Source organism: Syntrophothermus sp. (genome assembly GCF_013314835.1).
Lineage (GTDB): Bacteria > Bacillota > Syntrophomonadia > Syntrophomonadales > Syntrophothermaceae > Syntrophothermus > Syntrophothermus lipocalidus.
In genome coordinates, this window is the sequence record NZ_JABUEX010000136.1 from 1 (window position 1) to 3,000 (window position 3,000).

Sequence of the window (3,000 nt, forward strand, 5' to 3'; positions counted from 1 at the left end):
GTACTGCTCGTAGGTGACGAAGATCTCGCCTGCGGGGGGAATGTTTGCGCCCAAGAAGCAGCACCTCCTTTTCGGCATCAGGTTGATTAAATTATACCACATTTCTCCTTGCGCCGGGCTGCAAGATGCGCGCTGCTGCACCCAAAGGACTCTCTTCTCCAGGTCAGGATCCTGGCGAGATGGAGCAGGAGGCGCCTCATCAGGACAGCCAAGAGGGGATCGCAATGATACCCTGCACGGGGCCTGCCTGAAAAGGGTGTGCTGAAGGAGCAACGCGCCGGTGGTTGACACAGGGTCCGCATTAATCTATATTTAATGTGTAAGGTGTAATGTGCAGGGAGGTGCAGACATGCGGCGGATGCAGGTTGTCATCGAGGAATGGCAGTACCAGTACCTGCAGGCGAAGGCCGCCCGAGAGGGCAAAACCGTCTCCGCCCTCTTAAGGGAGATCATTACCGATCTGACAAGGACGCGCCCTGAACGGGACCCCTTGCTGGAGGCCGGAGGAATTGCCGGTGCTGCAGATGAACGCCGGGAGAATCTCTTTAGCGAAACAATCGACAGGCGCCTCTACGGGGGCAGGTAAAATGCGCCAGATCTTCGTCGACACCAGCTTCTTCTACGCCCACGCTTTCAGGGGAGACCCGCACCACCGCGCCGCTGTTGAGTTTCTCGAAAATGCCGCCTTTCCCCTTGTTACCAGCAACTACGTCTTTGACGAACTGGTCACCATCCTGCGCTGCGATTTCGGGCACAAAACGGCAGTCGGGTACGGGGAGCGCCTGCGGGAAAGCAAAATCTGCACGGTCGCGCGCCTTGCTCCGCAAGACGAGGAGAGGGCGTGGGAGATTTTCCTCAAGTACTCCGACCAGGACTTCAGCTTCACCGACTGCACGAGCTTTGCATTCATGGAGCGCCTGGGGATTAAGGAGGCGGCTGCCTTCGACTCCCACTTTGAAATTTTCGGGTTCGTTCGCCTTCCTGCAGTTCCCCTGATAAAAACCTGAATTAAAAAAAATGGAGCGGAAGACGGGAATCGAACCCGCAGCCCTCGGCTTGGGAAGCCGATGGACTGGGTTCTAAGACGTGGCTGGTGGAAGCATTGATACGCAAGCCTTTCTGCCACCCGTTTTAGCGTTCCCACCAGCACCAACGGACTGACCCTTTCAAGGATATAGTATTCGCCACATTTTCGCAAAATCCTGCTCAAGCGAGAAGGTTTTTGAACTCCTCAACGGTTAGTCCAGCCTGCTCCAGTATGCTTTTCAAAAGCTTTGGCTTCAGGATTTCACCGGAATGTACAGGAACAGTAACCAGGCTTTTAGAACCCGGCCTCCGCAAGTGGTGATGGCTACCCTGTATTCTTACCACCACAAAGCCCGCCCTCTTCAACGCACTAACCACTTCTTTACCTGTGACCCTGGGTAGCCTGCTCATGAGGCTATCTCTACCTGCACTTCAGCTATTTCAACGTCTTTAGTAGGCAGGGGCAAACCTTCCTGGGCTAAAGCCGCAAGGTGGCCTGCTATAGCCTCTTTAGCCCTCTCCAATGCTTCTTCAATAGTATCTCCTTGGGTAAAGCACCCTGGTAAGGCGGGAACAGAAACAACATAGCCCTTACCTTCCTCGTCCCACTCCAGGATAACTTTGTAGCGGTAAAGCATTCTTTAAACCTCCCAGAAAGCATTATAGGCATTACATAGTATACCTTAGTCGAGTAAGATTTTAGCTCTTCTGTGGGCAAAATCCTGCTCAAGCGGGAGAGTTTTTTAAAAAGGCCTTCAGCTTCTGTCTCCCCCTGTAGCGGTGGCTTTTGGCCGAGTGCTTGCAGGTAAGAGAGCAATACTCTTTGCTTCTCCTGTCTTTACTATAGGGGTTACCAAGGTCAAGGCGAAACGGTTTTTCGCACCACTTGCACACCTTCACGTTGTGGCCGCAGAGGAGAATGTAAAACTGCAAGTACATAGCCTGGAGAAGATTTCTCGGCTTGATTACTGGCCTAAGCTTAAAAATGTCATCATGTGGGTTGCTGATTTTCTCAAGGCCAGTGTAGCTCAACCCCACATCGGCCAGTTTTCCCTTTATCTTCTCAAGAATGTAGTGCAGCCCAGCCACCTGGTAGAACTCAAGCGGGTCACGGGTTATCTCTTCGAGTGTGGCCGAAAAAGCAACATGGCCTTTCCCAAAACTCCTGCCTGCGGCTTCTTCAAAAGTTTCGCCTTCCCGCATTTCCACCTCGAAAGGCCAGTAAACGGCTTTTGTGTTCCACTTGTCCCCAAGCAGATATTTAACTCCCTTACTCAAACTCACAAACCTTATCCACTCTCTCATGCCGTCCAAATCTCGCTGCGTGACCTGCCGAAACTTATCCCATAAATCCGCCAAAGTTTCAGCTTCCCGCCAGAAATCCGCAAGGCTTTCCCAACTGGGTATATCCCCATCAGCGTCAACATGAACTCCTAGAAAACCATACTGCGAAGCCCACTTCTTTATTGCGGCTTTTTTGTTTCTCCCCTGCCTCACTTCTTTCACAAGGCGGCATAGCGAAGGAATCAAGTCGGCGGTTTCAAAGGCGTTGTAGGTGCTGTATTCGGTGCTTTTCTCTGCCTTAAGCACGTCCTCAACTTCCTCGGGTTTCCGCTGTAAGTCCACTCCCTGGGCCTTCAAGTAATCAATATAGGCCTGAATCTTCTCTTTTCCCCACCCCGGCGGGATTCCCCACAAAAACGGATACTCTCCCCTGCGAATCCACCCCTTACCCCACTTGTACCCCGTATGCACCTTCTGCTCAAACCGGCACTCTATCGGGAAATGCTGATAAAGCGAATGCATACCCATTTGCATACCCCTTTCGCATACCCATTTGAATACCTTCCAATACATGCTAATGCCTGCTATCCTAAGTGTAGCAAACATTAGTTAAAACTGCAACCCAGGAGAAAGGGGGTAGCTTATGGTTACTAACCTTCGCTTGCTTCGGGTATGCAAGGGGCTAACCGT

Annotated in this window: 5 protein-coding genes; 2 read left to right on the top strand and 3 right to left on the bottom strand. The window is 51.9% G+C overall.

Annotation, left to right across the window (positions count from 1 at the left end):
* The first annotated feature begins 349 nt into the window (after nucleotides 1-349).
* Nucleotides 350-586, top strand: coding sequence for a hypothetical protein (locus HPY90_RS15630; protein WP_287195870.1), 237 nt, complete (start codon nucleotides 350-352; stop codon nucleotides 584-586).
* 1 nt (nucleotide 587) lies between these two features.
* Complete coding sequence (locus HPY90_RS15635) at nucleotides 588-1,007, top strand: type II toxin-antitoxin system VapC family toxin (protein ID WP_287195871.1); 420 nt, start codon at nucleotides 588-590, stop codon at nucleotides 1,005-1,007.
* 199 nt (nucleotides 1,008-1,206) lie between these two features.
* Here HPY90_RS15635 and HPY90_RS15640 read toward each other — a convergent pair whose 3' ends face one another.
* The 3 genes from HPY90_RS15640 to HPY90_RS15650 all read right to left on the bottom strand — a co-directional run bounded on the left by HPY90_RS15640 (nucleotide 1,207) and on the right by HPY90_RS15650 (nucleotide 2,883).
* Complete coding sequence (locus tag HPY90_RS15640; RefSeq protein ID WP_287195873.1) at nucleotides 1,207-1,437, bottom strand: type II toxin-antitoxin system HicA family toxin; 231 nt, start codon at nucleotides 1,435-1,437, stop codon at nucleotides 1,207-1,209.
* On the bottom strand, nucleotides 1,434-1,664 hold the full coding sequence (locus HPY90_RS15645; RefSeq protein ID WP_273178168.1) for a type II toxin-antitoxin system HicB family antitoxin: 231 nt from the start codon (nucleotides 1,662-1,664) through the stop codon (nucleotides 1,434-1,436). Before HPY90_RS15645 ends, HPY90_RS15640 begins: the two co-directional genes overlap by 4 nt.
* A gap of 88 nt (nucleotides 1,665-1,752) precedes the next feature.
* The gene (locus tag HPY90_RS15650) at nucleotides 1,753-2,883 is read right to left on the bottom strand and encodes a hypothetical protein (protein ID WP_287195877.1); all 1,131 of its coding nucleotides are present in this window, start codon (nucleotides 2,881-2,883) and stop codon (nucleotides 1,753-1,755) included.
* Nucleotides 2,884-3,000 lie beyond the last annotated feature (117 nt).